The 26,074-nt window shown below is 67.0% G+C and carries 26 protein-coding genes; 17 read left to right on the top strand and 9 right to left on the bottom strand.

The window, feature by feature from the left end; translation table 11 throughout:
• Positions 1–49 precede the first annotated feature (49 nt).
• From MNR00_RS10230 to MNR00_RS10220, 3 genes are all read left to right on the top strand, one after another.
• A complete protein-coding gene (locus tag MNR00_RS10230; RefSeq protein ID WP_241928819.1) occupies positions 50–322 on the top strand; it encodes a peptidase in 273 nt (90 codons plus the stop codon).
• A gap of 85 nt (positions 323–407) precedes the next feature.
• Positions 408–1,325 (top strand): metallophosphoesterase, encoded by a 918-nt coding sequence (locus MNR00_RS10225; protein WP_241925824.1) that lies wholly within the window; start codon positions 408–410, stop codon positions 1,323–1,325.
• 52 nt (positions 1,326–1,377) lie between these two features.
• The gene (locus MNR00_RS10220) at positions 1,378–2,838 is read left to right on the top strand and encodes an aspartate ammonia-lyase (protein WP_241925823.1); all 1,461 of its coding nucleotides are present in this window, start codon (positions 1,378–1,380) and stop codon (positions 2,836–2,838) included.
• A 58-nt stretch (positions 2,839–2,896) separates the two neighbouring features.
• On the opposite strand, the gene MNR00_RS10215 is transcribed toward MNR00_RS10220, so the two are convergent.
• Positions 2,897–3,766 (bottom strand): fumarylacetoacetate hydrolase family protein, encoded by an 870-nt coding sequence (locus MNR00_RS10215; RefSeq protein WP_241925822.1) that lies wholly within the window; start codon positions 3,764–3,766, stop codon positions 2,897–2,899.
• Positions 3,767–3,825: 59 nt separating this feature from the next.
• Between MNR00_RS10215 and MNR00_RS10210 the strand changes: the two genes are divergently transcribed.
• Positions 3,826–5,013 carry a PrsW family intramembrane metalloprotease gene (locus tag MNR00_RS10210; protein WP_241925821.1) on the top strand — a complete coding sequence of 396 codons (1,188 nt, stop codon included), beginning with the start codon at positions 3,826–3,828 and terminating at the stop codon, positions 5,011–5,013.
• Between the two features lie 168 nt (positions 5,014–5,181).
• Here MNR00_RS10210 and MNR00_RS10205 read toward each other — a convergent pair whose 3' ends face one another.
• Positions 5,182–5,886 carry a cache domain-containing protein gene (locus tag MNR00_RS10205; RefSeq protein WP_241925820.1) on the bottom strand — a complete coding sequence of 235 codons (705 nt, stop codon included), beginning with the start codon at positions 5,884–5,886 and terminating at the stop codon, positions 5,182–5,184.
• Between the two features lie 34 nt (positions 5,887–5,920).
• Complete coding sequence (locus tag MNR00_RS10200) at positions 5,921–6,727, bottom strand: GntR family transcriptional regulator (protein ID WP_241925819.1); 807 nt, start codon at positions 6,725–6,727, stop codon at positions 5,921–5,923.
• 110 nt (positions 6,728–6,837) lie between these two features.
• Between MNR00_RS10200 and MNR00_RS10195 the strand changes: the two genes are divergently transcribed.
• The 6 genes from MNR00_RS10195 to MNR00_RS10170 all read left to right on the top strand — a co-directional run bounded on the left by MNR00_RS10195 (position 6,838) and on the right by MNR00_RS10170 (position 11,969).
• Positions 6,838–7,905, top strand: coding sequence for an ABC transporter ATP-binding protein (locus tag MNR00_RS10195; protein WP_241925818.1), 1,068 nt, complete (start codon positions 6,838–6,840; stop codon positions 7,903–7,905).
• Between the two features lie 44 nt (positions 7,906–7,949).
• The gene (locus MNR00_RS10190) at positions 7,950–9,128 is read left to right on the top strand and encodes an extracellular solute-binding protein (RefSeq protein ID WP_241925817.1); all 1,179 of its coding nucleotides are present in this window, start codon (positions 7,950–7,952) and stop codon (positions 9,126–9,128) included.
• A 77-nt stretch (positions 9,129–9,205) separates the two neighbouring features.
• A complete protein-coding gene (locus tag MNR00_RS10185) occupies positions 9,206–10,033 on the top strand; it encodes an ABC transporter permease (RefSeq protein WP_241925816.1) in 828 nt (275 codons plus the stop codon).
• A gap of 7 nt (positions 10,034–10,040) precedes the next feature.
• The gene (locus tag MNR00_RS10180; RefSeq protein ID WP_241925815.1) at positions 10,041–10,853 is read left to right on the top strand and encodes an ABC transporter permease; all 813 of its coding nucleotides are present in this window, start codon (positions 10,041–10,043) and stop codon (positions 10,851–10,853) included.
• A gap of 49 nt (positions 10,854–10,902) precedes the next feature.
• A complete protein-coding gene (locus tag MNR00_RS10175) occupies positions 10,903–11,271 on the top strand; it encodes an FKBP-type peptidyl-prolyl cis-trans isomerase (protein ID WP_241925814.1) in 369 nt (122 codons plus the stop codon).
• 149 nt (positions 11,272–11,420) lie between these two features.
• Entirely contained in the window at positions 11,421–11,969 is a 549-nt protein-coding gene (locus MNR00_RS10170; protein ID WP_241925813.1) for a YceI family protein, read from the top strand.
• Between the two features lie 29 nt (positions 11,970–11,998).
• Here MNR00_RS10170 and MNR00_RS10165 read toward each other — a convergent pair whose 3' ends face one another.
• Entirely contained in the window at positions 11,999–13,225 is a 1,227-nt protein-coding gene (locus MNR00_RS10165; protein WP_241928818.1) for an MFS transporter, read from the bottom strand.
• A 235-nt stretch (positions 13,226–13,460) separates the two neighbouring features.
• Between MNR00_RS10165 and rpsO the strand changes: the two genes are divergently transcribed.
• Complete coding sequence (gene rpsO, locus MNR00_RS10160; RefSeq protein WP_241925812.1) at positions 13,461–13,730, top strand: 30S ribosomal protein S15; 270 nt, start codon at positions 13,461–13,463, stop codon at positions 13,728–13,730.
• 93 nt (positions 13,731–13,823) lie between these two features.
• On the opposite strand, the gene MNR00_RS10155 is transcribed toward rpsO, so the two are convergent.
• Complete coding sequence (locus MNR00_RS10155; protein ID WP_277884356.1) at positions 13,824–15,242, bottom strand: NAD(P)/FAD-dependent oxidoreductase; 1,419 nt, start codon at positions 15,240–15,242, stop codon at positions 13,824–13,826.
• Between the two features lie 96 nt (positions 15,243–15,338).
• On the bottom strand, positions 15,339–16,337 hold the full coding sequence (locus MNR00_RS10150; RefSeq protein WP_241925811.1) for a 2-oxoglutarate and iron-dependent oxygenase domain-containing protein: 999 nt from the start codon (positions 16,335–16,337) through the stop codon (positions 15,339–15,341).
• Between the two features lie 146 nt (positions 16,338–16,483).
• Here MNR00_RS10150 and efeU point away from each other — a divergent pair, with 146 nt between their 5' ends.
• The 3 genes from efeU to efeB are packed head-to-tail and all read left to right on the top strand — an operon-like array spanning position 16,484 to position 19,954.
• Entirely contained in the window at positions 16,484–17,446 is a 963-nt protein-coding gene (gene efeU, locus MNR00_RS10145) for an iron uptake transporter permease EfeU (RefSeq protein ID WP_241925810.1), read from the top strand.
• On the top strand, positions 17,443–18,675 hold the full coding sequence (gene efeO / locus MNR00_RS10140) for an iron uptake system protein EfeO (protein ID WP_241925809.1): 1,233 nt from the start codon (positions 17,443–17,445) through the stop codon (positions 18,673–18,675). The genes efeU and efeO overlap by 4 nt, the downstream gene beginning before the upstream one ends.
• A 13-nt stretch (positions 18,676–18,688) precedes the next feature.
• Positions 18,689–19,954: an iron uptake transporter deferrochelatase/peroxidase subunit gene (gene efeB, locus MNR00_RS10135; RefSeq protein WP_241925808.1), complete on the top strand. Its 1,266-nt coding sequence runs from the start codon at positions 18,689–18,691 to the stop codon at positions 19,952–19,954.
• A 31-nt stretch (positions 19,955–19,985) separates the two neighbouring features.
• On the opposite strand, the gene MNR00_RS10130 is transcribed toward efeB, so the two are convergent.
• Positions 19,986–21,122: an acyltransferase family protein gene (locus MNR00_RS10130; protein ID WP_241925807.1), complete on the bottom strand. Its 1,137-nt coding sequence runs from the start codon at positions 21,120–21,122 to the stop codon at positions 19,986–19,988.
• A 100-nt stretch (positions 21,123–21,222) separates the two neighbouring features.
• Here MNR00_RS10130 and MNR00_RS10125 point away from each other — a divergent pair, with 100 nt between their 5' ends.
• Together MNR00_RS10125 and MNR00_RS10120 are read left to right on the top strand one after the other, a co-directional pair.
• Positions 21,223–22,452, top strand: a complete 1,230-nt coding sequence (locus tag MNR00_RS10125) for an LLM class flavin-dependent oxidoreductase (protein ID WP_241925806.1) — start codon at positions 21,223–21,225, stop codon at positions 22,450–22,452.
• Positions 22,449–23,093 carry an FMN reductase gene (locus MNR00_RS10120; RefSeq protein ID WP_241925805.1) on the top strand — a complete coding sequence of 215 codons (645 nt, stop codon included), beginning with the start codon at positions 22,449–22,451 and terminating at the stop codon, positions 23,091–23,093. The genes MNR00_RS10125 and MNR00_RS10120 overlap by 4 nt, the downstream gene beginning before the upstream one ends.
• An 88-nt stretch (positions 23,094–23,181) precedes the next feature.
• Here MNR00_RS10120 and MNR00_RS10115 read toward each other — a convergent pair whose 3' ends face one another.
• Entirely contained in the window at positions 23,182–23,331 is a 150-nt protein-coding gene (locus tag MNR00_RS10115) for a hypothetical protein (RefSeq protein ID WP_241925804.1), read from the bottom strand.
• Positions 23,332–23,349: 18 nt separating this feature from the next.
• Positions 23,350–23,523 (bottom strand): DUF5302 domain-containing protein, encoded by a 174-nt coding sequence (locus MNR00_RS10110; protein WP_241925803.1) that lies wholly within the window; start codon positions 23,521–23,523, stop codon positions 23,350–23,352.
• 155 nt (positions 23,524–23,678) lie between these two features.
• Between MNR00_RS10110 and MNR00_RS10105 the strand changes: the two genes are divergently transcribed.
• Positions 23,679–25,952: a polyribonucleotide nucleotidyltransferase gene (locus MNR00_RS10105; protein WP_241925802.1), complete on the top strand. Its 2,274-nt coding sequence runs from the start codon at positions 23,679–23,681 to the stop codon at positions 25,950–25,952.
• Positions 25,953–26,074 lie beyond the last annotated feature (122 nt).

Below are 26,074 nucleotides of genomic sequence, written 5' to 3'. Positions count from 1 at the left end.
CGATTGGCTGGCGTTCGTCAGTGTCTTCATCGCCGCGCTGATCGGTGCGATGCTCGTCGTGCTGTTCTACGCCCTCGGGCTGCGACTGCTCGTTCGCGGAGGGCGCGCCCCCGTGGTGAGCCCAGCCGAGTTCACAGATGCGATCACGATCGTCACCGACAAGGAGATCCGTCGCGCCGAGAAGGCCGCGGCCAAGGCCGCGAAGCGCAGTGAGCTGACGGCGGCGCAGCGCAAGCTCGCCCTGGTCGGTGCGTATGCGTGCTTCGTGCTCTGCGGAGCAGCCGTGCTCGGCGGGGTCATCCTGATCGTGGTCGGTCACTGAGACGCTTCAGTGGTTCTCAGAGCGCGTGATCGGATGCTGAGAATCGCTCTCCCGCGCTGAGCGCCATCGGTCCTAGGCTGGTCGCATGTCCGCGCCCTATGTCTTCGGCCGACACGAACCGGCATCGCATGTCATCGTGCACGTCAGCGACCCGCATCTGCTCGACGGCGGCGGACGACTGGGCGGGCAGTACGACGTGGAGAACACGCTCGCGCACACGCTTGAGGCGATCCGCGCCGTGCATGTCGCGCCGGCCGCGATCGTCGTCACGGGGGACCTCGCCGACCTCGGTGAACCCGACGCGTACCGGCGCCTGCGCGCCGCAGTCGAACCGGTGGCATCCGATCTCGGCTGTCCCGTCGTCTGGGTCGCTGGCAACCACGACGAGCGTCCGGCGCTGCGCGAGCATCTGCTCGACCTGACAGCGACCGAGGAGCCGGTGACGGGCGTGTGGGACCTGAACGGGCTGCGCCTGATCGCCCTGGACACCAGCGTGCCCGGCTGGCATCACGGAGACATCGACGCCGCACAGCTCGACTGGCTGCGCGAGATGCTGCAGGCGCCCGCCCCGCACGGCACCCTGCTGGCCATGCACCACCCGCCCCTGCCCAGCCACCTGCCGCTTTTCGACATCCTCGAACTGCGTCACCAGGATGAACTGGCCGACATCGTGCGCGGCACCGACGTGCGGGGCATCCTCGCTGGTCATCTGCACTACTCCTCGCACGGCACGTTCGCCGGCGTCCCGGTGAGCGTGGCCTCGGCGACCTGCTACACGATGAACGTCGCCCGCCCCGCCACCGAGGTCAACGGCATGGATGCGGCACAGGCCTTCCAGCTCGTGCACGTGCATCCCGACACCATCACGCACACGGTCGTGCCCGTCGTCGATGCGCCGACCGGCGACTTCTTCTCGCGCGACTGGGCGGACCGGATGGCGCGGCTGACGCCTGAAGAACGTCTCGAGGTTTTCTCCCGCAAGCCCGCCCGCGGCAACGCGTAGACTGGACGCATCCCCCGAAATCCCTTTCCGCCACTACCCACAAGGATGTGACATGGCTGCCGTTGCGCCTGCCCCGACCCGGACCGAGACCGATTCACTGGGAAGCCTCGAGATTCCCGCCGACGCCTACTGGGGGGTGCATACCGCACGGGCGGAGGAGAACTTCCCGATCACGAAGCGCCCGATCTCGGTCTACCCGGATCTGATCCGTGGGCTCGCGATGGTGAAGCAGGCCAGCGCGCGCGCCAACAAGCAGATCGGCGCGCTGGATGCCGAGCGGGCCGACCTGATCGACGCTGCCGCGCAGCGCGTGATCGACGGCGAGTTCCACGACCAGTTCATCGTCGGCGTGATTCAGGGCGGTGCCGGAACGTCGACGAACATGAACGCCAACGAGGTCATCACCAATATCGCGTTGGAGATGGCCGGACGTGGGAAGGGCGATTACGCCTTCCTGTCGCCGATCGACCACACCAACCGCAGCCAGTCGACCAACGACGTGTACCCGACGGCGATCAAGATCGGTCTCTCGCTGAATCTGCAGTCGCTGCTCGACGAGCTCGATCTGCTGCGCCAGTCGTTCCTCGGCAAGGCCGCGGAGTTCCACGACGTGCTCAAGGTGGGGCGCACCCAGCTGCAGGACGCCGTGCCGATGACCCTCGGTCAGGAGTTCCACGGCTTCGCGTCCACGCTCGGCTATGACCACAAGCGCCTGACCGAGAACGCCTCGCTGCTGTTCGAGATCAACATGGGCGCTACGGCCATCGGCACCGGCATCACCACGCACCCCGCCTACGCGGCGGCGGTGCTGCATCATCTGCGTGCGATCTCGGGCCTCGAGCTGCAGACGGCCAGCGACCTGGTCGAGGCGACCAGCGACACCGGCTCGTTCATGTCGTTCTCGTCGAGCCTGAAGCGCAACGCCATCAAGCTGTCGAAGATCTGCAACGACCTGCGTCTGCTCTCATCAGGCCCGCAGGCGGGACTCGGCGAGATCAACCTCCCGGCTGTGCAGGCGGGATCCAGCATCATGCCGGGCAAGGTCAACCCTGTGATCCCCGAGGTCGTCAACCAGGTCGCTTTCGCGGTCGCCGGTGCCGACATGACCGTGACGATGGCTGTGGAGGGCGGTCAGCTGCAGCTGAATGCCTTCGAGCCGGTGATCGCGCACTCGATCTTCCAGTCGATCACCTGGATGCGGCAGTCCATGTGGACGCTGCGGGTGAACTGCGTCGACGGCATCACTGCCAACCGCGACCGCCTCGGCGCCATGGTCGGCGCCTCGGTCGGAGTGGTCACAGCGCTCACGCCGTTCATCGGCTACGCCGCATCCGCAGCCCTCGCCAAGACTGCGCTGCTGACGAACCGCAATGTCGCCGACCTCGTCGTCGAGGCAGGGCTCATGACCCGCGAAGAGGTCACCAAGCAGATCTCGCCCGCGCGACTGTCCGGCCTGGAGACGGTCACAGCGGCCATCCCGATCATCGCGGCTGAGGATCTGCCCGAGAACTGATCCGCCGCACACGAAGGGCGCCCCGCGAGATGGCGGGGCGCCCTTCGTCTGTCCGGGCTCAGTCCAGGATGCGGCAGTGCGTCGTCAGCTCGCCGATGCCGTCGATGCCGACGGTGACCGTGGAGCGGTCGCGCAGGAAGATCTGCGGGTCGCGGGAGTACCCCGCCCCGCCGGGGCTGCCGGTGGAGATCAGCGTGCCGGGCTGCAGGGTGATTGCCGTCGACAGATGTGCGATCAGCGTGGCGACCGAACGCACCATCTGGCCTGTGCTGGCATCCTGCACCGTATGCCCGTCGACGACTGCCCAGATGTGCAGGTCCTGCGGATCCGGGATCTCATCGGCGGTGACCACCACTGGACCCGTCGGCGTGAAGCCGTCGAAGGACTTGCACCGCGACCACTGCGCCTCGGCGAACTGGATGTCGCGCGCGGTGATGTCGTTCACTGCGGTGTATCCCCAGACCGCGCTCAGGGCGTCTGCGGCGGCGACGTCCTTGGTGGGGCGCCCGATGATCACACCCAGCTCGGCCTCGTAGTCGATCGACTCGCTGAGAGTGCGCGGCCAGGAGGTGGTCTGTCCGTGGCCGGCGAGAGAGTTCGGCCAGAGGGTGAAGACCGTCGGCGCCGTGTCGGTCTTCAGCCCCAACTCGCTGGAGTGGGCGGCGTAGTTCAGCCCTACGGCGAGGATCGCGGGCGGCGCGATGACCGCCGATCCGAACGTCGCATCGCTGATCGGATGCCGTGGTGCAGACGTCTCGGCGAACGCGGCGCGCAGTCGGTCGAGCATCTCATCACCGCCCTCGATCAGCTGCTGCAGCGTTGCCGGGGCGGGGGACAGGAGGTCGCTGACGAGGATGGCGTCTTCACCGTCGATGACGGCGAGATGCAGGGACTCGGACGCGCGAGTGCTCAGGTGGGCGAATCGCATGTCTCTACGCTACCGGCCGAGATGGCGGAGGTGACCGAGGCTGGCTCTAGGCTTTCCCCATGAGCTTTGGAGGAGAGCCCCGTGCGGGCTTCGCATCGGCCTTCGATCGTCCGTCCCCTCAAGCCCCCTCCACGCCACCGGCGCCGTCACCTGCTCCGGCCATGCCGGCGCTGGTGCTGCCGGTGCGCAAGGGCAGGACGGTGGCGGTCTGGGTGTTCGGACTGCTCGCCTTCCTGCTCCTCGCGCTGATCGCGTACTTCGCCGAGTTCATCGGCGCCGGCGCCTCGATCGTCGGGCTCGTGCTCGCGTTGATCCCGCTCGGCATCGTGCTCCTCGGCGTGCGTCTGATCGACAGGTGGGAGCCAGAGCCGAAGAGCCTTATCGTCTTCGCACTCGCATGGGGCGCTGTGGTCGCGGTCGGTCTGAGTCTGCTGGTGGATCTGCTGCTGACGCTGGCCGTCGGGCAGGTCGGCGACGTGTTCGGCGGGGTCGTCCAGGCGCCGATCGTAGAGGAGACCGCCAAGGGCCTCGGCGTCTTCCTGATCTTCCTGATCGGTCGGCGCGCGTTCGACGGACCCGTCGACGGCGTGGTGTACGGCGCGCTGGTCGGCGCCGGCTTCGCCTTCACGGAGAACATCCAGTACTTCGGCATCAGTCTGCTCACCGGGGGTGCGGAAGAACTGACTCTCACCTTCATCCTGCGCGGACTGGTCTCCCCGTTCGCCCATGCCATGTTCACCGCCCTCACCGGCTTCGCGATCGGCCTGGCGGCGCGGCGCGGCGCCAGCGCCGCCCAGGCTCTCGGCTCGGGCGCGCTCGGCTTGATCGGTGCGATCGTGCTGCACGCCTACTGGAACGGCTCGTCACTGCTGGGCGATTTCTTCGTTCTCTACATCACCACGCAGGTGCCGCTGTTCCTCGGCTTCATCCTCGCCATCATCGCGTTGCGCCGTGAAGAGGTCAGGCTCACGCAGCGGCGGCTGAGCGACTACGCCGCGGCCGGATGGTTCACGCCGCAGGAGGTCACGATGCTGGCCACACCCGCCGGACGCAAGGCGGGGATGCGGTGGGCATCCGGCCTGAGCGGTGATCGTCGTCGGCTGATGCGCTCCTTCATCAGGGACGCGACCGAGCTGGCATCCGTGCGACAGCGCGCCATCACCCGGCGTGACCCCTACGCCGGCGCCGATGAGTACGCGCTGCTCATGCGCACTCGTCAGACGAGGGCGCAGCTGCTCGCGTACTGACGAAGAGGGTCAGCACGCTCGTTGTGAAGCCCCGAACACAGACTCAGCGCCCGTGGCTGCGGCGATGCCTGCAAGTCCTCCGGGCGCTGAGTTGATCTTTAACCAGGGTGCCCCGAGGATCGACGGAAGTCAAGGGTCGGGCCCCGGTGGCCGAGTTCACAGCATCCGTCACAGGCTCTCGACGATCACGTCCAGCGCGACGCCCTCGCAGGCGATCCTCGGCAGGTCGGCCAGGCGACTGCCGCGCACCGAGTCGCCGGTGGCGCACCGTGGGTCGGTGGAGACGACGACGCGCCCGACTCCGTTGGTGAGCGTCACCTGCAGCCCCAGTGCCGCGAACCGCGGCGTCAGTTCGCGCTCGACCTCGGCGACGAGCAGATCGAGACCTGCCACGCCGAGTGCCCGGCCGTCGGCGATCGCGGGAACGGCGATCGTGATGGTGTACTCATCGCTGCAGAGGTAGTCGACGTAGGGACCCGCTACGTGCGGCAAGAGGGTGCTCATCGGCACCCGGTACCACTCCAGCTCGCTGTAGTCGATGTACTCCTTGTTCACCGTCTGCGACGCCAGGACCAGTTTGCGTCGCTCATCGCCCTGCCACCAGGCGAGGTGGCTGTGCGCGTCGGCGAGCAGATCGAGGGTGGCGATGAAGCCCGCACCGTAGACCGGCACATCGCGCAGTCCCAGCGTCTGTGAGGCGTACGGCTCGACGATCGCGTCGAGCTTCGCTCGAGTGAGCGCGCCGGCCTGCAGCACGTCGGCCAGCTGCCGCGCGCAGGGATCGACCCAGCCGAGCAGCTGCTGAATGGGGGAGCCGAAGTAGTCTTCGACGATCCGCGCCGCCGCGGCGGGGTGGGTGGTTGTAGTGGTCATCGCGTCCTCCAGTGCACGTCGATGGATGCTGTCGTCAGGCCGAGCTCTCGGGTGAGTTCTGCAGATGGATGAGGGTGTCGATCACGTCGGAGACCATGAGCTCGGTGCGCCGGCCGGCGTCGTCCGGGTCGCAGGCCTCGACAGCGCGGATGATCGCGATCAGGCTCTCGGCCTGACGTCGGAGACCCGGGAGGTCGGGAGCGGCGAGGCGCAGGTACGGCGAGAACTCGGCCTGCAGTCGCATCTGCTCGCGGGTGAGGCGTGCTGACTGGCTGAGTGAGACGAGTTCGACCTGCACATCGTCGAGCACGCGGCGCTGCTGGTCGAGGTCGAGCTCGTCCAGCCGTTCCAATCGCTGAAGGACCCGGCGCGTCTCGCTGCCGTCTGCGCGACGGGCCGCGAGTCGCACGGCGGCCGCGGTGATGGCCGCGTAGTGCGCGCCCATGTCGCGCAGAGTGAGGCGCGAAGCGGATGTGAGCGCGTCGCGCGCGAAGACCAGCGGGTCGGCGTCATCGACCACGAAGCTCCCGCCGTTGCGACCACGACGCGTGACGATGAGGCCCCGGCCCCTGACGGTCAGCAGCGCCTCGCGCACGGTGACAGGTGCCACGCCGAAGCTGCGGGCGAGTTCCGACTCCGAGGGGAGGCGCTCGCCTGCGCGCAGATGCCCGCGGTGGATCGCGTCGACCAGTCGACGCTCGACCAGTTCGGCTCGTCCCTCGTCGCCGATCGACTGGAACAGGGCCCCCTGCAGGCGGTGCGGCTGACGCCCGCGGGTCGTCGACTCGGGTGTCTGCACGACACCCGAGATGACACCGGTGGAGGACGGCACTGATTCCATGCCTTGATTCTCGCATCAGAACCAGTTTGAGAAAAGACTTGAAATATGACCTACGGTTTTATATGTTTAACGAATCCTTCCCGCGTTCGATGAAGATCCAGGAGCACGACATGAGCACTGCCGCACCGATGGCACAGGCCGAAGACGGCGAAATCGCCGACCAGGGCAGCGTGTCTCTGCAAGGGCTGTCCAAGTCCTTCGGCGAGTTCACGGCTGTGCGCGATCTCGATCTGCGCGTGGCACCGGGGGAGTTCCTCTCGATGCTCGGCCCGTCCGGATCGGGCAAGACCACGGTGCTGCGGATCATCGCCGGCTTCGAAGAGGCCACGTCTGGCACCGTCCGCCTGTCCGGAGTGGATGTGACCCGCACGCCACCGCATGCGCGTGATGTGAACACCGTCTTCCAGGACTACGCGCTGTTCCCGCACATGACAATCGCCGACAACGTCGGATACGGCCTTCGCGTGAAGGGGACCAGCAAGGCCGAGCGCGCCATGCAGGTCGGCGATTCCCTGCGTCGCGTCCGGCTCGATCACGTCGCCGATCGGCTGCCGCACCAGCTCTCGGGCGGTCAGCGCCAGCGCATCGCCCTCGCCAGGGCGCTGATCCTGCGCCCGCAGGTGCTGCTGCTCGACGAACCACTGGGAGCGCTCGACAAGCAGCTGCGCGAGCAGATGCAGATCGAGCTCAAGCAGATCCAGCGTGAAGTCGGCATCACCTTCATCTTCGTCACCCATGACCAGGAGGAGGCGCTCACCCTGAGCGACAGGGTGGCCGTCTTCAACAACGGCCACATCGAGCAGATCGGCACCGCGCGAGACGTCTACGAGCGCCCGCAGTCCGAGTTCGTGGCCCGCTTCCTCGGTCTGTCGAACCTGATCTCGGCCGATCTGGCCGCCGATCTCACCGGTGACGGCCAGACGATGAGCATCCGTCCGGAGCGCGTGCACCTGCAGGCGGTGACAGATGAACTCCCCAGCGGTGAGGTCGGGCTGGTCGGCACCGTCTCCGAGATCGTGTACACCGGCCCGACGACCCGCTACCTCATCGCCACCGACGCCGGCATCGACATCATCGCCGAGCAGCCCAACTCCCATGGCGCTGACAGGATGGCATCCGCTCGCGGCGACCGCCTGCGCGTCGCCTGGAATCCCGCCAACGCCGCACGACTTCCCTGACCCCCACCCGCACCACCGCAGCACTGATCACAAAGGAGAGATCCATGCGCAAGAAGATCCTGACCGTCACGGCCATCACCGCAGCCGCCGTCATGGCGCTGGCCGGCTGTTCCGGCACGTCCGACCCCGCCTCCGAAGGCGGACTCTCGATCGATGTTCCCGAGATCCCGATGATGGAACAGCTCGGAGACAACGAGAACGAGGTGAACATCGTCGCCTGGTCGGGCTTCGTCGAGCCGGCCTGGTCGGATGCCTTCACCGAGCAGACCGGATGCACCGTCAACAGGCGCATCGCCGGCACGAGCGACGAGATGGTGCAGCTCATGCGCACCGGCGACTACGACCTCGTCTCGGCATCCGGCGACGCGAGCCTGCGCCTGATCGCCGGTGGCGACGTGCAGCCGCTCAACCTCGACCTGATCCCCAACTTCGGCGATGACATCGTCGAGGGCATGAAGGGGCAGATCTACGACACCATCAACGACCAGTCGTACGGCATCCCGATCGGCCGCGGAGCCAACATCCTGCAGTACAACAGCGAGGTCGTCACCGAGGAACCCACCAGCTGGGACATCGCCTGGGAGAAGGACAGCCCGTATGCAGGCAAGGTCATCGCGTACGACGCGCCGATCTACATCGCCGACGCGGCCGTGTACCTGATGGCCCACGAGCCCGACCTCGGCATCACCAACCCCTACGCCCTCGATGAGGAGCAGCTCGCGGCCGCCGTCGATCTGCTGAAGCAGCAGAACGAGATCGTCTCGGAGTACTGGTCGGACCCGGCCGCGCAGATCACGTCATTCGCCGGCGGGACCACCGCGGTCGGCACATCCTGGGAGGTGCTGCGCAAGCTCACCGAGGACGAGAAGTTCAAGAGCGTGCTGCCGTCTGAGGGCTCGACGGGATGGTCGGATGCCTGGATGCTGGCGACGGAATCGAAGAATCCCAACTGCGCTTACGCGTGGATGGACTACGCGTCCGCGCCCGACGTCAACGGCGCCATCGCCATGAACTTCGGCATGGCCCCGGCCAACGCCGCGTTCTGCGACACGAGCGACGAGGCCAAGGCGCACTGCGAGTACTACAACGCCACCGACGAGGAGTACTTCAAGAACGTCTGGTTCTGGACGACTCCGATCGAGCAGTGCATCGACGGACGCACTGACGTCACCTGCACCAACTTCCAGCAGTGGACGGACGCCTGGATCACGGTCAAGGGCTGACCTGACCGCATGAACCGCCGGGGGCGGGACTCCCTTCCCGCCCCCGGCACCAACCTCTCGACGATGACAGGATCGACATGAAGCGCCGCGTACGCATCGCAGGCCTGCTGGCCCTCCCGATGACCTGGCTCATCGGCATCTACATCTTCTCGCTCGTGATGCTGCTGATCACCGCGTTCTGGGTCACCGACCCGTTCACCTCCAAAGTGAAGCCCGGCTTCACTCTGCGCAACTTCGAGCAGCTGGTGACCAACCCCGCCTACCTCTCGACTTCGGTGCGCACCCTCGGCATCGCCCTCGGCGTGACCGCACTGGCGATCCTCATCGCGGTGCCGCTCGGCATCTTCATGGCGAAGGTCGCATCCCCGTGGCTGCGTGCGGTGCTTGCCGTCTCCATCACGCTGCCGCTGTGGGCCGGCTACCTGGTGAAGGTGATCGCGATGCGCATCACGTTCACCCAGGAGGGCTTCCTCAACTGGATGCTCAGCCCGTTCGGCATCGAGGGACCCGGCTTCACCACCTTCACCGTCGTGCTGACGCTCACCTACCTCTGGCTGCCGTACATGGCCGTGCCGGTGTACACCGCCATCCGCCAGCTGCCGCCGAACCTCTTCGACGCATCGGCGGATCTCGGAGCGGGATCTTGGCGCACGGTCCGCACCGTCGTGCTGCCGCTGATCAAGCCGGCCATCATCGCCGGATCGGTCTTCACGTTCTCCCTCAGCCTCGGCGACTACCTCGTCGCCAAGTTCGTCGGCGGCGACACGCAGATGATCGGCAGCGTCATCGCCTCCAACATCAACCTGAACCCGCCGCTGGCTGCGGCCTTCTCGCTCGTGCCGATCGCGTTCGTGGTCATCTACCTGGTGAGCGTGCAGCGCACCGGCGCTCTGGAAAGGATGTGAGTCGATCATGCTGAGACTGTCCCGCTCATCGACGATCGCCCTGGGGATCATCGTCGCGATCATCCTCGCGTTCCTGTACATTCCGCTGATGCTCGTGGTGCTGAACTCCTTCAACTCCGCTCGGATCGCCAGCTGGCCGATTTCCGGCTTCTCGCTGGAATGGTGGGGCAAGGCCTTCACCAGCCAGCCGGTGCGGGATGCGCTGCTCAACTCCCTGCTGGTCGCCTCCGGTGCCACGGTGATCGCCCTGATCCTCGGCACACTGGTCTCGTTCGCGCTGCAGCGCTACCGGTTCTTCGGTCAGCGCGCAGTGAACCTGCTGGTGGTGCTGCCGATCGCTCTGCCCGGCATCGTCACCGGTGTCGCCCTGAACAACACCTACAACCAGATCCTCGAGCCGATCGGCATCCAGGTCGGCTTCTGGGGCATGATCATCGCGCACGGCACCTTCTGCATCGTGATGGTGTTCAACAACGTGCTGGCACGCCTTCGCCGGATGAACCCGAGCCTCGAGGAGGCGTCGAAGGACCTCGGAGCGACCCCATGGCAGACGTTCCGCATGGTCACCTTCCCGCAGTTCCGCAGCGCACTCGTGGCAGGGGCGATCCTCGCGTTCGCGCTGAGTTTCGACGAGGTCTACGTCACCATCTTCACCGCACCGCCTGGTGTGGACACGCTGCCGCTGTGGATCATGAATCAGATGGCCAGGCCCAATGAGGCCAACGTGGTGAACGTCGTGGCGACGGTTGTGATCGTGCTGTCGTTCATCCCGGTGTGGGTGTCGCAGCGCCTCTCGCGCGACGTCAGCGACCGCGACTGATCATCGCTGTCACGTTGACCGCGGTCCGCGCCTCCGGTTGGATGTACTCATGACTGAACGCACAAAGCCCGAGTTCGACGCCCCCACCGGACCCGCCCCCACCGAGCTCGTCGTCCGCGACCTGATCGAGGGCGATGGCGCACAGGCACAGCCCGGCGACACCGTCACCGTCCACTACGCCGGTGTCGAGTTCGACACCGGCGAGGAGTTCGATTCCTCGTGGGGTCGTGGCGAGACCATCCAGTTCCCGCTGCGCGGGCTCATCCAGGGCTGGCAGGACGGCATCCCCGGCATGAAGGTCGGCGGGCGGCGCGAGCTGGTCATCCCGCCGCACCTCGCCTATGGACCCGCCGGAGCCGGCCACTTCCTGTCTGGCAAGTCGCTCATCTTCATCATCGACCTGGTCGCCGTCGGCTGACCGATCGCATCGCCAGGGTGGACCCCCTTCGTCGTCAGACGGAGGGGGTTCGCTGTGAGATCCCCGAAAATCGGAATACATGCATCTGCATGTAAGTTACCCTCGTGTGAGGCGCCCCGCGCCCATGACCCCTCAAAGGAGATTCCCCTATGACGATCGACATCCCCGGCTACCGCCCCGGCACCTGGGTCCTTGACCCCTCGCACAGCGAGGTCACGTTCAGCGTGCGCCACATGATGATCTCCAAGGTGCGCGGCACCTTCGGCATCAAGGACGCCACGCTGATCGCCCCTGAGAACCCGCTCGAGGCCAAGGTGGAGGCCAAGGTCGACGTCGCCTCCATCGACACCAAGGATGAGGGTCGCGATGCGCACCTGCGCAGCGGAGACTTCTTCGACACCGAGAACCACCCGAACATGGAGTTCGTCTCCACCGGCACCCGCTACGAGGGTGGCGACTTCCTGGTCGACGGCGACCTGACCATCCGCGGCGTGACCAAGCCGGTGACCTTCGAGTTCGAGTTCGGCGGCTTCGGGCAGGACCCGTACGGCAACTACAAGGCCGGCGCCTCGGCGACGACCGTCATCAACCGCGAGGACTTCGGCCTCACCTGGAACGCCGCACTGGAGAGCGGCGGCGTCCTGGTCGGCAAGGAGATCACGATCAACCTCGACCTGCAGGGCGCCCTGCAGGCCTGAGCCTCAGGCTCTGCTGAACCCCGGGTCCGTCAGGGCTCGGGGTTCATCGCGTCGTAGGCGCGGAATCGGGGGCTGAGTCGTGCCAGCATCGCGGCCAGGCCGATCACGAGGAAGCCGCCGAGCAGAGGCGGGAACCACAGGCTGGTGACGGTCGCGAGCGCGCCCACGTACAGGGCGCCAAGGCGCGGTCCACCGGTCACCACGATGATGAAGATGCCCTGCAGTCGTCCGCGCATGGCATCAGGCACAGCGGCCTGCATCATCGTGTTGCGGTAGATCGAGCTGACGTTGTCGGCTGCGCCGGACAGTGCGAGCGCGAGGCAGGCAAGTGCGATGAGTGCGATGTGCGGCGAGTTCTCGGATGCCGGCGGCAGGAACACCCCGAACAGCAGAACGGCTCCGAACAGGGCGATCGCCGCTCCGTAGGTCTGCACGGCGCGGGCGATGCCGCGTCCGTGCCAGCGGTAGCGCACGATCCGACCGGAGAGCAGGCTCGACACGAATGTTCCGGCGGCGACCGCGGCGGTGAGGATGCCGGTGGTGATGGCGCCGCCGCCGAGCAGGACGGTGCCGAGAGCCGGGAACAGTGCGAGCGGATTGCCGAACGTCATCGCCACGATGTCGAGCAGGTACTGCATCCTGATGTTTCCCGAGCGCTTCAGGAATCGCCAGCCGTCGACCAGCGATTCCAGACCCGGTCGCACGATCGTCCCCTCTGGCAGCAGTCGCGGCAGCGTCCACAGCCCGAGGAACATCGCCAGCATGAGGACGACATCGATCGTGTAGGTCCAGCCGTAGCCCGTGAGGGCGACCAGGGTGCCCGCGAGGGCCGGACCGATCATCACCATCACGCCGATGGTGATGCCGTTCAACGCGGACGCCGCGGCGAGCAGGTCGCGCGGGATCAGGCGGGGGACGATGGCCGTGCGGGTGGCCATGCCGACGGCGTTCGCCGACGAGATGATGATGCTCAGGGCGTACAGCCACCAGATGGTCTCGAGGCCGGACCAGGTGAGGGTGGCCAGGAGCAGGGTCGCGCTGAAGGTGATCGTCGCGGCGATGAGCGCCACTCTGCGACGGTCGAAGGCATCTGCGAGCATGCCGCCGTACAGCCCGGCGATCACCATCGGCACCAGTCCCGCGACGGCGACCATCGAGACGGCGAACGTGCTCGCGGTCAGTTCGAACACGTGCAGCATCACCGTGACGATGGTGAGCTGGCCGCCCAGCCCGGCCAGGGTCGAGCCGATCCACATCCGCGTGAATGCCGCGCTGGCGCGGAACGGGCTCAGGTCGATGAAGTGACTGGCGGGGCTCACAGGCGGGGGCGGCGATCGGGGAGGGGCACCAGTAGAGGCTATCCCGCTTCGGTTCTTCGGCAGTCGGTTCACTGGTAGACTTTCCAGGTTGCCGTTTGATCGGCCGCGGATAAAGAGAGCAGGCGCATACGGCGCCCTGCACCGCGCAACAAGCAGAGAGGGGATCGAATCTATGGCACTGGAAGCAGACGTCAAGAAGGCGATCATCGAAGAGTACGCGACGCACCCCGGTGACACCGGATCCCCCGAGGTGCAGGTCGCAATGCTGACGCAGCGCATCAAGGACCTCACCGAGCACCTGAAGGACCACAAGCACGACCACCACTCGCGCCGTGGTCTGTTCCTGCTCGTCGGTCAGCGCCGTCGCCTGCTGGGTTACCTGCAGGACGTCGACATCAACCGTTACCGCTCGCTCATCGAGCGTCTCGGTCTGCGTCGCTGAGACCAGCGTTCAATCGCGCAGAACATTCTTGAGAAGGCCGCCCCACGGTGTGGGGCGGCCTTCATCATTCCGCGGTGAGGCTGCTGCCGTCGATCAGCGCGCCGCCAGCAGCGCCTTCGCCGCAGCGATCCCCGAATCGCGCGAGGAGTGGATGTTGCTGGTGACCATTCCCGCCCAGAAGATCGTGTCTTCGATCGGGGTGTTCAGCCCGCGGCGCCGCGAGAACGGACCCGGGTAGGCCCCACGTGCGAACTCATCCTTCGACCAGTCGTATGTCGACGCGTTGACGTACTGCAGGCCAGGGCTTCCCACCGCCTTTCGCACGTTCGCGAGGGCCGCATCGAGCCTCTCGCGCTCCGGCAGGTCGAGCAGTTCCTGTGCCGCGCGGCCGGTCGCCCAGCACACGACGATCTCACCCGAGTACCCCGGAGTCCCCACCGATCCGTTCCACAGGCTCGGCGGCTGCTCCGAGAAGGTGGTCATGACGTCCCATTGCCGTGGCACGGGATGGTTCGCCGGGATCACCGGGTGGTCGAACTCGAGGATCCCCTTGAAGACCGACAGGTACTCGATCTGCTGCAAGCCGTCTCGCAGGTCAGCCGGCAGCGGCGGACTGAACGTGATGTCGCCGTGCTTCAGCACCCCGCCGGGCAGGGCGATGACGAGCGACTTCGCTTTGTAGCTGCCGCGCGAGGTGTGCACGTCCACCCGGCCGCGGCGGTGCTCGATGGTGTGCACCCGCGTTCCGAGCCTGATCGGCAGGCCGGCGGCGATCGGCCTCAGCACCTGGTCGTATCCGCCGATCACTCTGTGGTCGTCGTAGACATCCTCGAACAGGGTCTGCGGCGGAACGTCCTTCTCCCAGATCGCCCAGTCGACGAGGTCGGTCACCCATTCTGCGGGCAGCACGTCGAGCTGTTCGCTGTCCACTTCTACCGCGGCCAGCAGGATCGGGTAGTTGTCGCGGTGGATGCCGACCCGCTCGAGCCAGGCCAGGGCTGTCTCTCCAGGCAGCGGGTGGGGGAGAGGGCCTGCCGGTGCGCCCTGGGGGAAGGCCAGCGATTCGTAACGGGCGCCGTCGAGCCAGGGGGTGTCGGGGGCGAGCCGACCCCAGATGTTCTGCTGGCGTCGTGTCGTGATGCCCTGCTGATTGATGATGTCCCACGTCGAGGCGGTGCTGCCGTGCACCAGCTCGGCACCCCGCTCGACGGGGATGCCCATCGATGTGCGGTCGGTCCACATCCGACCGCCGATGCGGTCGCGCGCCTCGAGCACGAGCACCCGCTTGCCTGCATCGGCGAGCGTCCGCGCGGCGCCGAGGCCGGATGCTCCGGCGCCGACCACGATCGCATCCCACATGCGATTGTCGGAGCCGGCTATGCCCTTCGCCGAGGGGTGAGCACCTGCTGTCAGCAGCAGGCTGGCAACGCCCGCGGCTCCGAAGCCGAGCACGGCTCGTCGGCTCACTCCCGCAGGGTGCATCGCGACATCGGTCTTGGTGAGTTCGTTCATGTCCGCCTCCCGGGACGTCATTGTCAGGGACTTCACCGGAAACCTAACAGCGTTCGGGCTAGCCAGTCAACGCTGTTGACATCTGCGTTGCTGTGCTCATGTGCCCACGAGGTCGGGGTGGTGGATGGCGGCGACGTCAGGATGGGCGCGCAATCGGGACTTCAGGGCATTCTCGCCATAGAGGCTGTGGATCGGGTTCGATGGGTCGTCGGTCACCCCGGACGCCTGCGGCCGCAGTTCGTCGGGAAGCTCGATCAGTGGCAGGCTGCGATCGAGCGCCGGATTGAAGAAGAACGGTATCGAAATGCGGTCGTGTGGCGCTCGAGGAGACACGACGCGGTGGTTCGTCGCCTTCAGGTATCCGCCGGTGGCGTACTCGAGCAGCTCGCCGATGTTCACGACGAAGGCCCCAGGCACCGGGGGAGCGTCGACCCAGTCGCCGTCCCGCTCCACCTGCAGTCCGCCCTTGCCCGGTTCCACCCACAGCAGCGTGAGCACGCCGGAGTCCTTGTGGGCGCCGACGCCCTGCTGTGGTTCCGGATCGCGCGTGCCCGGATACCGGACGATCTTGATCAGTGTCGAGGGCTCGCCGAAGTGGTCGTCGAAGTATCCGGCATTCGCACCGAGGGACTGTGCCCATGCCCGCAGCAGCCTGCGCGACACGGCGCACAGCGCAGCGTGCCACTCCGCGACGACCTCGCGCAGTTCGGGCTGCGCAGACGGCCATAGGTTCGGCCCGATCAAGCGGCTGTACCCGGGGCCGCCGTCCACGGCATCGCGCTCGGGGCCGATGTCGATCTGCTCGCGCCAGTCGACCTCCCCCTTCGTGCGCTCTCCGCCGAGCCGTGTGTAGCCGCGGAAGTGCGGGCTCTTGATGTTCTCGATCTCGAGCTTGTCGGCGGCGGGCAGGGAGAAGAAGTCGCGTGCCGCGCGGTGAAGTCGCTCTTCGAGTTCGGGGGAGATGCCGGTGCCGGTCAGATAGAAGAAGCCGACGTCATGGGCGGCTGCGCGCAGGTCGGCGCGGAAGGACGCGGCGGCCGCGTCGCCGGCGTCAAGGCGCGACAGGTCCAGGATGGGGAGGTTCAAGTCGGTCATGGATCGAAGCTAGACCGGCATCCGCTTCGGCACGAGGAATGTTGCCTTCTCTTACCTCGCGAGCGCAAGAACTCGCCGACTGCGGTGCTAGTGTCGCTTAGGTAAGGCACTCCTTACCTCCCATTGACATCGGAGACGCATCCGCCGTGTTCGCAGCTCTGCTCATCGGTCTTCGCGAAGGCTTGGAAGCCGCACTCGTCGTCGGCATACTCGTCGCCTACATCCGTCGCATCGGCCGCGCCGACGTGCTCGGGCGGATGTGGATCGGCATCGGTCTCGCGATCGCCCTCGCACTAGGCATCGGCGCGGTGCTCACTTTCGGCGCATACGCGCTGACCACGCAGGCGCAGGAGATCATCGGCGGCAGCCTCTCGCTGGTGGCTGTGGCGATGGTCACCTGGATGATCTTCTGGATGCAGAAGGCCGGACGCACCATGAAGTCCAGTCTGCAGGGCGGGGTCGACCGTGCCCTCGCCCAGGGCGGACTGTGGGCCCTCGTCGCCGTCGGCTTCGTCTCGGTCGCCCGCGAGGGCATCGAGACGACGCTGCTGCTGTGGTCGATGGTGCAGTCGTTCGGCAACGCGCCGATGTCGCTCGTCGGCGCCCTGATCGGACTCAGCATCGCCGTCGTCGTCGGATGGATGCTGGCGCGCGGCGCCGTGCGCCTGGATCTGCGACGCTTCTTCGCCTGGACCGGCGGGTTCCTCGTCATCGTCGCGGCCGGCGTGCTCGCCTACGCCGTGATGGACCTGCAGGAGGCCGGCGTCCTGCCAGGCCCCTTCTCGGCAGGAGCGCCGCTGGACCCCGTGACCGGAACTGTGCTCACCGGTTTCGCCGGCTTCCCGCTCGGGTGGGCCTTCGACGTGACAGGGGCCATCCAGCCCGGCGGCTTCGCCGCCTCGATCCTGCAGGCGACCATCGGGTTCATGCCGCACATGACCTGGCTGCAGGTGATCGCCTGGTTCGTCTACCTCGCCGTCGTCGGCACCTTCTTCGTGCGGGGTCTGCTGAGCTCCCGTCGTCCATCTTCCACCCCGCAGTCCTCTTCCGCGCCCGTCGCGGCGCTGAGCGAGGACCTCGCCCCGTCATCATCTCCTGGAGTCGCATGAGCATCACCACTCGCACGCTGAGCATCCTCTCGCTCGGCGCCGTCGCCGCCCTCGCCCTCACCGGATGCGTCGCCAAGCAGTCCGCCGATCCCGCGGCATCCTTCACGGTGTCCTCGACCGACGACGAGTGCGCGCTCTCCGCCACCTCCGCACAGAGCGGCACGCTCACGTTCGAGGTGACGAACGGCGGAGACCAGGTGACGGAGTTCTACCTGCTCGCCGAGGACGGTCTGCGGATCGTCGGCGAGGTCGAGAACATCGCGCCATCCGCGTCGCGCACGCTCACTGTCGTGGCGCAGCCGGGCGAGTACTTCACGGTCTGCAAGCCGGGCATGATCGGCGACGGCGTGGGGCGTGCGGCGTTCACCGTCACCGGTGACAAGGTCGCCATCGATGGGCCGGATGCTGAGCAGAAGCAGCAGGCCGTCGACCTGTACGCGGCCTTCGTGAAGGACCAGGTCGGTGCGCTGGTGCCCGCCGTCGAGGAACTCGTCGGCGCATACACCGCGGGCGACGATGAGAAGGCACGCGAACTCTTTCCTCTGACCAGGGCCTACTACGAGCGCATCGAGCCCGTCGCCGAGGCGCTCGGCGACCTTGATCCCCGCATCGACTACCGAGAAGTGGATGCCGTCGCCGAGGGGCTGGACTGGACGGGCTTCCACCGTCTCGAGAAGGACCTCTGGGTGCCGGCGGAGGACGCCCTCAACGCGGACGGCTCGACGCCGGCCTGGCAGGACTGGGCCCCGTCCACGCCCGAGCAGCGCGGGGCGTACGGCGACCTGCTGATCGCCGACGTCCAGGAGCTGTTCGACTACGTGCACTCCGAGGACTTCACCACCGCGCTGAACGACCAGGGCATCGCCGGCATCTCGAACGGCGCCGTCGCGCTGCTCGACGAGGTGGCCACCGGCAAGATCACCGGTGAGGAGGACTGGTGGTCGCACACCGACCTCTACGACTTCGCCGCGAACGTCGAGGGTTCGAAGATGGCGTTCTCGCTGGTGCGCGATTTCGTGGCATCCAAGGGGGCGGACGGTGAGTCGCTGGTCGCCGCGATCTCGACCGGCTATGACGACCTCGACGCCGCTCTGGCGGCGCACGGCTCGCTCGACGCCGGCTTCGCCTCTTTCACCGACCTGACCGACGCCGACAAGCGCCAGCTCATCGACCTGATCAACGCACTCGCCGAGCCGCTGTCGCAGCTCACCGGCACGGCCCTTTCCTGAGCGGCGAGAGCGGATGCTGAACACCGACGAGCCGCAGACCGGGCGGCCGAGCTCCGGCCTCAGCCGTCGCGGGCTGCTCGGGCTGGCCGCAGGCGGGGGAGCGGCCGCGCTCGTCCTCGGCGGCGGGGCCGGCTTCGCCATCGCGTCAGCGCGCCGCGACGCGCCTGCCGATGCGCACGGGCACGCGTTCTTCGGCGCACATCAGGCCGGCATCACGACGCCGGTGCAGGAGCAGCTGCACTTCGCGGCCTTCGACATGATGCCTCGCAGCGATCGCGATGATCTGATCGAGCTGCTGCAGGACTGGACCTACGCCGCCGCGCGCATGACCCAGGGCCTGGAGGTCAGCGCCACCGGCGCCGTCGGCGGTTCTCCGCAGTCCCCGCCAGACGACACCGGTGAGGCACTCGGCCTGCCGGCCAGTGCGCTGACGATCACGTTCGGCTTCGGCCCGACGCTGTTCGAGAACGACGAAGGGGATCGCTACGGCATCCGCGATCGCCTTCCGGCGAAGCTCGCCGCGCTCCCGGCGTTCCTCGGCGACGATCTCGACCCGACGCAGTCCGGCGGAGACCTGTGCATCCAGGTCTGCGCGGACGATCCGCAGGTCGCCGTGCACGCAGTGCGCAATCTCAGCCGAATCGCGTTCGGCCGAGCCAAGCTGCGCTGGTCGCAGCTCGGCTTCGGCAAGACATCGCGCACCACCGCCGACCAGCAGACCCCGCGCAACCTCTTCGGCTTCAAGGACGGCACGGCGAACATTCTCGCCGACGACAAGGCCGCCCTCGATGAGCACGTCTGGGTCGCCGAAGCCGACGACCCAGCGTGGCTGGCCGGCGGCTCCTATCTCGTCGCCCGCAAGATCGCGATGCTCATCGAGACGTGGGACCGTGTGCAACTCGGTGAGCAGCAGAACATCTTCGGGCGCGACAAGGGCGAGGGTGCGCCGCTCAGCGGTGGCACCGAGATGAGCGAGCCCGAGCTCAGCGGGCTCGATGCGCACAGCCACGTGCGGCTCGCACACCCTGACAGCAACAGCGGCACCCGCATCCTGCGCCGCGGCTTCAACTACGTGGGCGGGAACAACAGCCTCGGGCGGCTGGATGCCGGGCTGTTCTTCCTGTCGTATCAGCGTGACCCGCAGCAGTTCGTCACGCTGCAGCGTCACCTGTCCACCGACCTGCTGAACGAGTACATCCGGCATGTGGGATCGGGCATCTGGGCAGTGCCGCGCGGGGTCGGCGAGGGCTCGTACGTCGGTGCCGCTTTGTTCGACTGATCAGTCGGTTCGCCTGACCGGTTTGTTCGCCTCAGCCGGCACGGCCGCGCCGCGACCCGGTGGGGTCGCTTCGGTGGCCGCCGCCGACGACGTCGGGGTCGGCGAACATCCACCGGGGGCGGGGTTCAATCAGCGGTCGGAACAGCTTGCGCATCGGCTTCGAGGCGAGCACGAAGGCGGTCACCACAGACAGCACCGTCACCGCAGGCAGCCAGAACCAGGTGGGATCCAGCCCGCGCAGGATGCCGGATTCGCGGAACGGGTACAACACGAAGGAATGCAGCAGGTAGACGTACATCGTGTACTGCCCGAACGTCGTCCACCACTGTGCACGGCGGGGGAGGAGGGCGAAGAACGCGGCGCTCAGGATGACCGCGAGCACCATCACCATCAGGCGCATCCCGCCGGCCCACCACAGGGATCCGTCGGTGAGATCGGCGTAGGAGTCGTCGTAGAAGAACCATTGGCGCAGATCGATCGCGCGCCAGACATCGAGCCAGCGCCAGACGACGAACGACCAGACGAGGAGCACGCCGACGGCGGCGGCGCGCAGCCACCAGGGGCGGTAGTCGATCAGGCGGAAGCGCCGCACGATGTCGTGTTCGCTCAGCCACCAGCCCAGCGTGAAGAAGAACAGCAGGCCAAGCGTGCGCGAAAGCGAGAACGTGCTGTTGACGTTGCTCATGTAGCCGACGCCGATCGAGATCACCAGCGCCCACGCCAACGGCCAGCGCAGCAGAGCGAGGTACGGCAGCACGAGGCGGAAGATGCCGAGCGCCAGCAGGAACCACAGCGTCCACGACGGTTCGGTGAGGTTGGGGTCGGCCTGTCCCTCGACGAGCCACTTCGTCAGGATCCACAGCCCTTCGAATATGACGTACGGAACGAGGATGTCCGTGATCACGCGCGCCATCTGGCGACGGTTCGGGCTCGCGGACTTGGAGAAGTACCCCGAGATGATCGCGAAAGCGGGCATGTGGAACGCGTAGATCACCAGATAGAGCGATTCGGAGATCGCCGAGTCGTAGGTGAGACGCTGGATGCCGTGGCCGAGCACCACCAGGATGACGCAGGCGAACCTGGCATTGTCCCAGAACGGGACGCGTCGGCGTGGGCGGGGAATCGAGCCCGTCGAGGTGACAGGCGGATGCTGCGCGGCACTGCTCATCACTCGAGGCTACCCGTGGGAATAAGGTTGCACGCACGGCGTTCTATCAATTACATTCACTTGAATAGAACGGATGCATCAGCATCCTGAGCGGAGAGAAATGAACGAGCAGGGCCAGATGCAGTTCGGCCTCATGTCGGTCAGCGACATCACGCAGGACCCGATCACCGGTGTGACGCCCAGCGAGAGCGAGCGCATCCAGGCGACGGCGACCATCGCCAAGCATGCGGAAGAGGTCGGTCTCGACGTCTTCGCCATCGGCGAGCACCACAACCCGCCGTTCTGGTCTTCCAGCCCGACGACGTTCCTCGCGTACGTCGCGGCGCAGACCGAGAAGCTCATCCTGTCGACCTCGACGACGCTGATCACGACCAACGACCCGGTCAAGATCGCCGAGGACTACGCGATGCTGCAGCACCTCTCCGGTGGGCGCATGGACATCATGATGGGCCGCGGCAACACCGGCCCCGTCTACCCGTGGTTCGGTCAGGACATCCGCCAGGGTCTGCCGCTCGCGATCGAGCACTATGCGCTGCTGCGTGAGCTGTGGGACAACGACGTCGTGGACTGGGAGGGCAAGTTCCGCACGTCGCTGCAGGGCTTCACCTCAACGCCCCGCCCGCTCGACGGCGTCGCGCCGTTCGTCTGGCACGGATCGATCCGCACGCCCGAGATCGCCGAGCAGGCCGCGTATTACGGCGACGGCTTCTTCGCGAACAACATCTTCTGGCCCAAGGAGCACTACCAGCGCCTGATCGAGCTGTACCGTCAGCGCTACGCGCACTACGGCCACGGCACCCCTGAGCAGGCGATCGTCGGCATCGGCGGTCAGGTCTTCATGGCGGCGAAGTCGCAGGACGCGGTGAACGCCTTCCGTCCGTACTTCGACAACGCCCCGGTCTACGGTCACGGTCCGTCGATGGAGGACTTCTCCGAGATGACCCCGCTCACGGTCGGATCGCCGCAGCAGGTCATCGACCGCTATGCAGGCATGCGCGAGCACTACGGCGACTTCCAGCGTCAGCTGTTCCTGCTCGATCACGCCGGGCTCCCGCTGAAGATGGTGCTCGAGCAGCTCGACATCCTCGGCGCCGACGTCGTGCCGGTGCTGCGCAAGGAGCTGGCGAAGGGTCGTCCGGCCGAAGTGCCGGATGCCCCGACCCACGCTGCGCGCGTCAAGGCCGTGTACGGCGACGGGCCGGCGCGCGAGGCCCGCCCTGGAACCAACAGAGGCGACAACCTGACTGCGGGCGGACCGTACCAGGACACCCCGGCGCGCACCGGCTCCGCCTTCGGCAGCGCCGCGACCCGCAAGGGAGCACTGTCATGAGCGACCGCCGCATCGCCGTCATCTCGGCTGGGCTCTCGAACCCGTCATCCACGCGCATGCTGGCCGACCGTCTCACCTCGAGCACGATCGCCGCACTCGCCGAGCGGGGGATCGAGGCGACCGTCGATGTGATCGAACTGCGCGACCTCGCGCACGACATCACGAACAACCTGCTGACCGGCTTCGCGCAGGCGCCGCTGGAGGAGGCGATCAACAGGGTGGTCTCCGCTGACGCGCTGATCGCCGTGACGCCGATCTTCTCCACCAGCTACTCCGGGCTGTTCAAGTCGTTCATCGACGTGCTCGACCCGGACTCGCTGACCGGCAAGCCTGTCCTGATCGGGGCGAACGCCGGAACGGCGCGGCACTCGCTGGCGATCGACTACGCGATCCGCCCGCTGTTCACCTATCTGCACGCCGAGCCGGCGCCCACCGGCGTGTTCGCGGCGTCCAGCGACTGGGGCGCCTCGGCCGACGAGGTGGCGCCGCTCGGCTCCCGCGTCGATCGCGGCGCGCGCGAGCTCGCCGAGGCGATCGCCAGGCGCGAGGCTGCGGCAGACCTCGACCCGTTCGATCCGGCCAACTACCTCGGCGAGGGACGCTCATTCGGTCACCTGCTCGGCGGTCTCGCCGGCGAGTGAACACAGGCTGGTGAACACAAGCGAGTGAATACGACGAAGCCGGGCACCCCATGGGGTGCCCGGCTTCGTCGTCGTGATGCGGCGGGGCTCAGCCCTCGATCCCGCTTTCGAAGGTCTCGAGTCCGTAGCCGCCCTGCACCTCGCGCGCGACCTGAGCCTCGCGCTGCGCTGCCTTGTAGGCCTCCTCCTCGCGGAGGAGCTCCTTCTCGTCCGATTCTTCGGACTTCTTGTCGGTCATCATGTGCTCCTGTGCTGCTCAGCCGCTCTTGCGGCGGAACTCGCGCTTGGTGTGTGCAGGCTGCGTCGAGTGGACGGCGGATTCGCCATCCAGGTGAGCCTCGCCACCGCGGCTGCGCGCGTTCTTCTTGTCGAGCGCATCCTTGAACTTGCGCTTCATCTCCTCGGAGGTGACTGCCTTGTCTTCGCTCATGCCCGTCAGCCTAACGCGAATCCGCGGTGCTGCGGGAGGACCGCGTGCGGCATGAGGTGACTGCTAAGCTTGACGGGGTTTGCCTATGGCATCCTCCGCACGAAAACTCGTGTGCCACACGGGCACGCGAGCCTAAAAAAAGAAGGAGAGACCTCTTGGAAGGTCCTGAAATCACTGCCGCCGAGGCCGTTCTTGACAACGGTCGCTTCGGCACCCGCACCATCCGCTTCGAGACCGGTCGTCTTGCCCAGCAGGCGCAGGGCGCCGTGGCGGCCTACCTCGACGACGAGACCATGCTCCTGTCGGCCACCAGCGCGGGCAAGCACCCGCGCGAGGGCTTCGACTTCTTCCCGCTGACGGTCGACGTCGAGGAGCGCTCGTACGCCGCCGGAAAGATCCCCGGCTCGTTCTTCCGCCGTGAGGGACGTCCCTCCACCGAAGCGATCCTGGTGTGCCGTCTCATCGACCGCCCGCTGCGCCCGTCGTTCGTCGACGGCCTGCGCAACGAGGTGCAGATCGTCATCACCGTTCTGTCCATCGCCCCCGGCGAGTACTACGACGCCCTGGCCATCAACGCCGCATCCGCGTCGACCCAGATCTCGGGTCTGCCGTTTTCGGGTCCGATCGCCGGCGTCCGCCTGGCGTTCATCCCCGGTCACGGCGAGCACGCCGACCAGTGGGTCGCGTTCCCGAACCAGGCTCAGGTCGAGGAGGCCGTCTTCGACCTCATGGTCGCCGGTCGCGTCATCACCACGGCCGATGGCACGGAAGACGTCGCCATCATGATGGTCGAGGCCGAGGCCACCGAGAACAGCTGGAACCTGATCAAGGCCGGCGCCACCAAGCCCAGCGAGGACATCGTCGCGCAGGGCCTCGAGGCCGCCAAGCCTTTCCTGACCCAGCTGGTCAAGGCGCAGGAGCAGATGGCGGCGACGTCGTCGAAGGAGCCCGGCGTCTACCCGGTCTTCCCCGCCTACAGCGACGAGGTGCTCGAGTTCGTCTCCAGCCGCGCCTTCAGCGAACTGGGCGATGTCTACCAGATCGCCGACAAGATCGAGCGTCAGAACGCCGATGACGCGGTCAAGGACCGCGTCCGCACCGAGCTGATCGCCGCCGTCGAGGCAGGCGAGCTTCCCGCCGGAGCGCCGCTGGAGTTCTCGGCCGCCTACAAGTCGGTCACCAAGAGCATCGTGCGCGGTCGCATCCTCTCCGAGAACGTCCGCATGGACGGTCGCGGCCTGGCTGACATCCGTCCGCTGGACGCCGAGGTGCAGGTCATCCCGCGCGTGCACGGTTCGGCGATCTTCCAGCGCGGCGAGACCCAGATCATGGGTGTCACCACGCTGAACATGCTCAAGATGGAGCAGCAGATCGACTCGCTCTCGCCCACCACGAGCAAGCGCTACATGCACCACTACAACTTCCCGCCTTACTCGACCGGTGAGACCGGTCGCGTCGGGTCGCCGAAGCGTCGCGAGATCGGGCACGGCTTCCTCGCCGAGCGCGCCCTCGTGCCGGTGCTGCCCAGCCGCGAGGAGTTCCCGTACGCGATCCGCCAGGTGTCCGAGGCTCTCGGCTCCAACGGCTCGACGTCGATGGGCTCGGTCTGCGCTTCCACCCTGTCGCTGCTGAACGCCGGTGTGCCGCTGCGCGCACCCGTTGCCGGCATCGCCATGGGTCTGGTCACCGATCAGGTCGACGGTGAGACCCGCTACGCGGCACTCACCGACATCCTCGGTGCCGAGGACGCCCTCGGCGACATGGACTTCAAGGTCGCAGGCACCAGCGAGTTCATCACGGCCATCCAGCTGGACACCAAGCTCGACGGCATCCCGTCGTCGGTGCTCGCCGGTGCGCTGACGCAGGCGCGCGACGCGCGTCTGACGATCCTGAACGTGCTGAACGCCGCGATCGACGCTCCCGACGAGATGGCGCCGACCGCTCCGCGCGTGATCAGCGTGCAGATCCCGGTCGACAAGATCGGCGAACTGATCGGCCCGAAGGGCAAGACGATCAATGCGATCCAGGACGAGACCGGCGCGCAGATCTCCATCGAGGAGGACGGCACCGTCTACATCGGCGCGACCGACGGCCCCTCGGCCGAAGCAGCCCGTGCTCAGGTGAACGCGATCGCCAACCCCACCAACCCTGAGGTCGGCGAGCAGTTCCTCGGCACCGTCGTGAAGATCGCCACGTTCGGCGCCTTCGTGTCGCTGCTGCCAGGCAAGGATGGCCTGCTGCACGTCACCGAGGTGCGCAAGCTCGCCGGTGGCAAGCGCGTCGAGAACGTCGATGACGTGCTCTCGGTCGGCCAGAAGCTGCTCGTCAAGATCACCAAGATCGACGACCGCGGCAAGCTGTCGCTCGAGCCCGTGCTCGACGACGCGCCCGCCGAGGGCGAGGCCGCTGCGGAGACCGCCGAGGCGTGATCTGACCGGAGCCCGCTGACGCGGCTGCTGTGAACCGAGACCCGGTGCCCTGCGAGTGATCGCAGGGCACCGGGTCTCGTCGTATCCGATGTGACCGGATCGTTATCGAAAGTTCGCGAACC

Origin of the sequence: Microbacterium sp. H1-D42, from assembly GCF_022637555.1 — a bacterium.
Lineage (GTDB): Bacteria > Actinomycetota > Actinomycetes > Actinomycetales > Microbacteriaceae > Microbacterium.
This window is presented reverse-complemented; position numbering and strand designations above follow the sequence as displayed.

Coding starts and splice junctions, on each gene's coding strand:
- MNR00_RS10230 (WP_241928819.1), top strand. CDS start 50: ATGCTCGTCGTGCTGTTCTACGCCCTCGGGCTGCGACTGCTCGTTCGC.
- MNR00_RS10225 (WP_241925824.1), top strand. CDS start 408: ATGTCCGCGCCCTATGTCTTCGGCCGACACGAACCGGCATCGCATGTC.
- MNR00_RS10220 (WP_241925823.1), top strand. CDS start 1,378: ATGGCTGCCGTTGCGCCTGCCCCGACCCGGACCGAGACCGATTCACTG.
- MNR00_RS10215 (WP_241925822.1), bottom strand. CDS start 3,766: ATGCGATTCGCCCACCTGAGCACTCGCGCGTCCGAGTCCCTGCATCTC.
- MNR00_RS10210 (WP_241925821.1), top strand. CDS start 3,826: ATGAGCTTTGGAGGAGAGCCCCGTGCGGGCTTCGCATCGGCCTTCGAT.
- MNR00_RS10205 (WP_241925820.1), bottom strand. CDS start 5,886: ATGACCACTACAACCACCCACCCCGCCGCGGCGGCGCGGATCGTCGAA.
- MNR00_RS10200 (WP_241925819.1), bottom strand. CDS start 6,727: ATGGAATCAGTGCCGTCCTCCACCGGTGTCATCTCGGGTGTCGTGCAG.
- MNR00_RS10195 (WP_241925818.1), top strand. CDS start 6,838: ATGAGCACTGCCGCACCGATGGCACAGGCCGAAGACGGCGAAATCGCC.
- MNR00_RS10190 (WP_241925817.1), top strand. CDS start 7,950: ATGCGCAAGAAGATCCTGACCGTCACGGCCATCACCGCAGCCGCCGTC.
- MNR00_RS10185 (WP_241925816.1), top strand. CDS start 9,206: ATGAAGCGCCGCGTACGCATCGCAGGCCTGCTGGCCCTCCCGATGACC.
- MNR00_RS10180 (WP_241925815.1), top strand. CDS start 10,041: ATGCTGAGACTGTCCCGCTCATCGACGATCGCCCTGGGGATCATCGTC.
- MNR00_RS10175 (WP_241925814.1), top strand. CDS start 10,903: ATGACTGAACGCACAAAGCCCGAGTTCGACGCCCCCACCGGACCCGCC.
- MNR00_RS10170 (WP_241925813.1), top strand. CDS start 11,421: ATGACGATCGACATCCCCGGCTACCGCCCCGGCACCTGGGTCCTTGAC.
- MNR00_RS10165 (WP_241928818.1), bottom strand. CDS start 13,225: ATGTGGATCGGCTCGACCCTGGCCGGGCTGGGCGGCCAGCTCACCATC.
- rpsO (WP_241925812.1), top strand. CDS start 13,461: ATGGCACTGGAAGCAGACGTCAAGAAGGCGATCATCGAAGAGTACGCG.
- MNR00_RS10155 (WP_277884356.1), bottom strand. CDS start 15,242: ATGAACGAACTCACCAAGACCGATGTCGCGATGCACCCTGCGGGAGTG.
- MNR00_RS10150 (WP_241925811.1), bottom strand. CDS start 16,337: ATGACCGACTTGAACCTCCCCATCCTGGACCTGTCGCGCCTTGACGCC.
- efeO (WP_241925809.1), top strand. CDS start 17,443: ATGAGCATCACCACTCGCACGCTGAGCATCCTCTCGCTCGGCGCCGTC.
- efeB (WP_241925808.1), top strand. CDS start 18,689: ATGCTGAACACCGACGAGCCGCAGACCGGGCGGCCGAGCTCCGGCCTC.
- MNR00_RS10130 (WP_241925807.1), bottom strand. CDS start 21,122: ATGAGCAGTGCCGCGCAGCATCCGCCTGTCACCTCGACGGGCTCGATT.
- MNR00_RS10125 (WP_241925806.1), top strand. CDS start 21,223: ATGAACGAGCAGGGCCAGATGCAGTTCGGCCTCATGTCGGTCAGCGAC.
- MNR00_RS10120 (WP_241925805.1), top strand. CDS start 22,449: ATGAGCGACCGCCGCATCGCCGTCATCTCGGCTGGGCTCTCGAACCCG.
- MNR00_RS10115 (WP_241925804.1), bottom strand. CDS start 23,331: ATGACCGACAAGAAGTCCGAAGAATCGGACGAGAAGGAGCTCCTCCGC.
- MNR00_RS10110 (WP_241925803.1), bottom strand. CDS start 23,523: ATGAGCGAAGACAAGGCAGTCACCTCCGAGGAGATGAAGCGCAAGTTC.